Source organism: Bradyrhizobium sp. (assembly GCF_049586575.1).
Taxonomy (GTDB): domain Bacteria; phylum Pseudomonadota; class Alphaproteobacteria; order Rhizobiales; family Xanthobacteraceae; genus Bradyrhizobium.
Genome location: NZ_JBAVCF010000751.1, coordinates 1 through 5,323 on the forward strand (window position 1 = coordinate 1; position 5,323 = coordinate 5,323).

The 5,323-nt window shown below is 63.3% G+C and carries 5 protein-coding genes; 3 read left to right on the plus strand and 2 right to left on the minus strand.

Annotated elements, in window-relative coordinates; genetic code table 11:
- On the plus strand, window positions 1-1,329 hold a 1,329-nt coding region (locus tag WB528_RS27080), incomplete at its 5' end, for a Spy/CpxP family protein refolding chaperone (RefSeq protein WP_423892417.1).
- 169 nt (window positions 1,330-1,498) lie between these two features.
- Here WB528_RS27080 and WB528_RS27085 read toward each other — a convergent pair.
- Window positions 1,499-2,893: a TAXI family TRAP transporter solute-binding subunit gene (locus tag WB528_RS27085; RefSeq protein ID WP_423892418.1), complete on the minus strand. Its 1,395-nt coding sequence runs from the start codon at window positions 2,891-2,893 to the stop codon at window positions 1,499-1,501.
- A gap of 336 nt (window positions 2,894-3,229) precedes the next feature.
- On the opposite strand from WB528_RS27085, the gene WB528_RS27090 reads away from it, so the two are divergent.
- Together WB528_RS27090 and WB528_RS27095 are read left to right on the plus strand one after the other, a co-directional pair.
- Window positions 3,230-3,451 (plus strand): hypothetical protein, encoded by a 222-nt coding sequence (locus tag WB528_RS27090; RefSeq protein WP_423892419.1) that lies wholly within the window; start codon window positions 3,230-3,232, stop codon window positions 3,449-3,451.
- A 276-nt stretch (window positions 3,452-3,727) separates the two neighbouring features.
- Window positions 3,728-4,087 (plus strand): hypothetical protein, encoded by a 360-nt coding sequence (locus WB528_RS27095; RefSeq protein WP_423892420.1) that lies wholly within the window; start codon window positions 3,728-3,730, stop codon window positions 4,085-4,087.
- Window positions 4,088-4,107: 20 nt separating this feature from the next.
- On the opposite strand, the gene WB528_RS27100 is transcribed toward WB528_RS27095, so the two are convergent.
- Window positions 4,108-4,905, minus strand: coding sequence for a L,D-transpeptidase (locus tag WB528_RS27100; protein WP_423892421.1), 798 nt, complete (start codon window positions 4,903-4,905; stop codon window positions 4,108-4,110).
- Between the last annotated feature and the right edge of the window lie 418 nt (window positions 4,906-5,323).

Here is a 5,323-nt window from a genome sequence, read left to right on the forward strand (position 1 = left end):
CATGCAGGCCGCGGCGGTGGCGTAATTTCGCATGCAGGCCGCGGCGGCAACTTCGGCGGGGCTCACTCGCTGGCGGGACGTAACGGTGGAAACAACCGGCACGCCGCGATGCGGGCGAACGCCGTTCATCACGCACTTGCCGGCGCTGCTGTTGCTGGCGCGCTGCATAACCGCGGTGCGCTGCACAATCCGGCATCGCGGGCGCATATTTCGGCAGCCGCGGCGACAGCCGGATGGCGTGGTCACGACCGGCAGGGCGGCTGGTGGCGGCACGGCAATGGCGGCTATGGCTGGGTCGGCCCGCTGTTCTGGCCGTTCGCCTACGACGACATGTCTGACTATGCGATGTGGGGCTATGGTCCCTCGTTCTGGGACTATGGCTATGGCGATCTCTACGCCGGAATTTTCGCGCCTTATGGTTATGACGACCTAGCCGGCTATCTGCCTTACGGCGGCGGTTATGCCGGCGGCGGTTATGTCGGCGGCGGTGCTGCCCGTAGCGGTGCTGCGTCGTCGTCCGGTCCTGCGGCTGCGCCGAACGAACTGACGCAGATGTGCGGCCAGGACACCCAGGAAATCGCCGGCCTTCCGATCGACCGGATCCAGCAGGCGATCAATCCGGATGACGATGAGCGCAAGGCGCTCGACGATCTCGCCAATGCGTCGGTCAAGGCGGCCCAGATCATCAAGGATGCCTGTCCGTCACAAGTTGCGTCGACTGCGCCCGGCCGGCTGGCGGCGATGCAGACGCGGCTCGAGGCGATGATCTCGGCGGTCAACATCGTGCAGCCGCCGCTCGATCACTTCTACGGGTTGCTCAACGACGAACAGAAGTCGCGGCTGAATGCGCTTGGCGAAGATCAGCGGCGCGACCAAGGGCACCAAGACGTGCTGACACAGGGTTGTGGCAACGGACAACCGGGTGCGACCGATTGGCCGGCGGCCGAAATCGAGCAACGGGTCCATCCGACCGACGCCCAGCGCGCGAGCTTCAACAATCTGAAGGATGCGAGCGCCAAGGCCGCCGACATGCTCAAGGGCACCTGCGAACCCAACGAGGCGTTGACGCCGCCGGCGCGGCTCTCCGCCGCCGGAAAGCGCCTCGACGCGATGTTGCAGGCGGTCGAAACCGTCAAGTCTGCGCTCGACGATCTCTATGCCAAGCTGAGCGACGAGCAGAAGGCGCAGTTTGAATCGATCGGTCCCGGTCGCGAAGTTTCCCAAGCCCCGGCTTCGGACGAGACGGCTGCACCCGCGTCGCATCACCATTACCACCATCGCCATCATGCGAGCGTGGTAGGCCTCGTCCGCCGGCTGGTCGGGTTTTAGAGCTAGATGAAGTTAGGTTGAACCACGACCACGACAAAAGTGCGCTCCCTCTCCCCTTGCGGGGGAGGGGTGGGGGTGAGCGGGGCTCTCCCGCAAGGGGAGAAGTGAACCGAGTCCGCCGACAAAGCGATTCAAACAAAAATCATCGCGCTCCAGGCGCCCGCGTTTTTCACGAGACGCGTGCGCGCGGCTGTGCGGCCGGGCTCGCGCCGAGCACCGCACGGCGATCGGCCACCGCGTGATGAAACTGCTCGAGCACGAGGCCGTAGGCGGACAGGTCGCCTTCGTCGATTGCGCCGTCGTCGTAACATTCGAGCGTCTCGCGCAGGAATTCGTCGGCTTCTTCCTGTAGCGCATCGAGCTCTTCAACGGAGTCGATCTTGCGAACCTGCGCGATATGCGCCAGCAATTTGTCCCGATGCTCGCTGGTGAGCGAGCGCTCGTCGCGCTTCATGTAATGGCGCAACCATGCCGTGCCCGAGCCGAGCACGGACAACAGCAACACCGCGCCCCAGATGTAGTCGCTGTATTTGTCGAGGAAGGTCCGTTCGGTGCCGTCGATATAGGCTGCCGCGCCCGGATGCGCCGGGATTGCGGCGTCCTTGTCCGTGTCTGGCTTCTCGATTTTCGATGCGGCGGGATTTTCCCTGGCGAGCGAGGGACGGACGGTAAACAGGGCGCGCGTGAAGGCGCCGACCGTCGCGTCCGATAGCGACTTCGGCGCCACGATCAGGTGATTGACTCCGACCGTATCGACCGTGTCGTCGGGGCGGGCAGGGGAGGCGGTGAAAGAACTGCCGGGAATTTCCTCCGACTCGTAGAGCGGATGTTTGTGGGCGATCGCCTCGGAGACGTCGATGGCGAGAAAGGCCGGCTCGCCGCGCAGACGGGCGGTCGTGTTGATGGCGTCGATCGTGATCTTGCTGTCGAGCGGACCGACCGTCATGAAGGCGTCGATCGTGGTGTCGCGCACCATCTCGGTGATCTGGCCGGTGGAGAATCGCGAAATGGCGACCTTGTCGACGTTGACGCCGGATTCACTCAGGATCACCTTGAGCAGCGCGACATTGACCGGCGTGCGGCCGATCACGCCGATACGATGGCCTTCGAGATCGCCGATCTCCTTGATCTTCGGTTTGGTGTCTTTCTTCCCGCCCTTGCGTGGCGCGCCCGACGGAGTCCACAGCACCACGACATTCTTGCGCAGGATGGCAACCGATCCCGCCCCCTTGGGCATTTCTTCATCGGCGCGCCCGACCGCGAGGTCGGTCTCACCCGCCGCCAGAAGCCCGAGGCTTTCGACTGCTCCGGCGGTCGAGATCAAGGTCAGCCGGATCGGACTTCCCTCGCTGGCAAAGGTTTGCGCCAGACTCTGGATCAGCTTCTGATCGTCGCTTCCGGCCGGCCCCACGGCAATTCGCAAGGTGGTCGGCCGCCACAGCAGGAAGGCCGCGCCGGCGATCGCCGCGAAGATCAGCAGCGAGGCGGCAATGAGCAGAAGCGGCGAACTCCTCTTTCGCCCTCCCGAAACCGGGTTCGCCTTCAGGCCATCCGACACAGACATGTTGCTGCCAGGTAAGGTGTAATCCCCAGGGGCACCCACGGGAATGCGTTGCAGCACACTAGCGCCCCGGAGTTGTACGGGCCACGGAATTATGTTGGCGGCCGCCGGCGGCCATCGCCAACCCCTGCGAATCGCGTAACCATGCGGGCGCTGGGGCAGTTCGATTGTTCGCTCGCGGACGATATTCGGCCGATCGTCTCGCGCGCTCATTTTGAACACGATTTTGCGGAAACCGTCATGCCTGCTGATTGTTGTGAAACAGGCAGTTTGGCCCCGATTAGCGCCCACTTTCCAGGATGGGACGGGGCCGGACGCGCTCATCCAGGAGAGCGTACCGTGCGATTGCGACGTCTGGTTTGTCTGATAGCGCTCGCGGCTGGCCTGTCGGCCTGCTCGCAGGAGATCGACTATACCCCTGAGCAGCGCTCCTGCATCGCCCAGCATTACTCAGCCTATGACGCCAAGCAGATCAACCAGTGTGTTGACGTGTGCAGGCTGTGCATGAAGGGCAATACGGTGACCTGCAATACCTCGTGCAGGCTGCGGGGCGCGAGCTAGCTAAAGGTTGCTTGCTTGGTTGCCGTTAACCAAACGCTGCGACGCCGCAAACCCCTAGCGTGGCGACACTGCCGTTCCTTTCAGTGTCGCCGCGAGCTCTTCGAAGGAACGTCAGAGTCAAAGCCACGCTGGAATCATATGGTTGCCGATGTCTCTTCTGACGTTCGTAAAAGTGCCCGCCGCGGCAGCGTACGATGTCAGGGCCGGGACCCCAGCGAGGGCTTGACCCGCTCCTGAAGGCATTGAATCATTGCTGCTTTCAGGCGTATGCCCAAAATGTTTGAAGTTGGGGTCATTTCCATCGTTGTGCTGGCGGTCGGCTACTGGGTCACCCTGTGGCTGATGGGCCGCCATGACGACGTATTGCACGGGGATTTCGTCCATGCCGAGCCGGGGGCTGATACGCCGCCCGCGTTTCCCGATCAGCGCTTTCCAGCCAGGCCGCCGTTTCCTGCGAAGCCCACCGTGATCAAAGCTGCCGCGGTCAAACCTCCAGCCCGCCAACCTGCTCCCGCCGAGAGGCTTCCCGCATCGAAAGTCGCGGCGCCGTCGCCGGCCGGTCCCGACTCGTCAGATACGCTGCAAGTGCTGCTGGCGTCCATCAAGCGGGACTTGAAGGACGCCTCGCAGCTGTAAGGCAAGGCGGAAGGGCCGCATCAGTCCGGAAAGCCGAACAGGCCGCGCTGCTGATAGCGCTGCGGTTGCGGATAGCCGTTGCCGTCATAGGAGGGCTGGGGCTGCTGCTGATAGTAAGCCTGCCCGTCATAGGCGCGCCGGCTGGAGCGCGGCGCGGGATAGCGCTGGTCGGTCGAGCTGCCATCGGCAGGATAGATATAACCGTCGTCGGCCTGCTGCTGCACAGGTTGTTGCTGGACAGGACGGCGGCCGGGGAAGAACTGCGGCTGCGGCGTCAGCACCACCGGCTGACCGGAATCCGAATATTGTTGTTGGTATTGCTCGCTTGGCTGCGCGGGTTCGGCGCGCGCCACGGCCGTGTTGCGGCGCTGAAGACGCGCCAGCGCAACCGTGGAGGAGCCGGTCAATGTCACCGTGGTGTTGAGGACGCCTTGCTCTTCCACCAAAGCGTACAGCGTCGCGGCGTGGGCGCGCGACAGCCGTACGCAGCCATGCGAGACCGGCACGCCGAGGCTTCTTTCGGACTCGGTGCCGTGGATCGCGTGCCCGATCTTGGTGAAGAAAATCGAGTGCGGCATCGGCGCGTCGTCGAATTCCTTGGAGAAGTGATTTGCTTCCATGCGGAAGGCACGGAAGGTGCCGTTCGGCGTCTCGTGCGATGGATTGCCGGAGGAGACCGGCCACTGGTAGCGCTGAACGCCGTCGACGGCGACGGTCAGCATTTGCGCATCCTTGTCGACGGTGATGGAGACTTTGGCCTGCGCGGCGCCGGCGGCAAACAGCATCAGGGTGGTTACAGCAACGAGAAGGGAACGCATTTTAACTCTGGCCTCCGGGCCTTTGATTGTCGCACCACATTCCCCCGCCCGGTACTATGCCCGAATTCTCCCCATGGTTCCAGTCGCGCTCTCAGGCGATGCCAAGGGCCAAAGCACGTCTCGGTGAGTTGGCATCGTTAACGGCAAAGCCGAGGGAAACGTGGCGGCGATGTGCCGCTCATTTCCGTGACCGCGATTGTCATGCATCGATGAGCGTGGAACCCGCGTGTCACATGCGCGTTATAAATCCATTCACGGGATGAGGATCGACGATGATGAATAAGGTCAAGGCGATCAGGACGGCGGCGTACCCTCAGGAAATGCCAGGAATGCGTTGGCTTGCGGCACTGGCATTTGCGCTGGCGCTGTTCGCCATCACGCCTTTGGCGCATGCCCAAGGCGTTGTGGGCGGTATGGA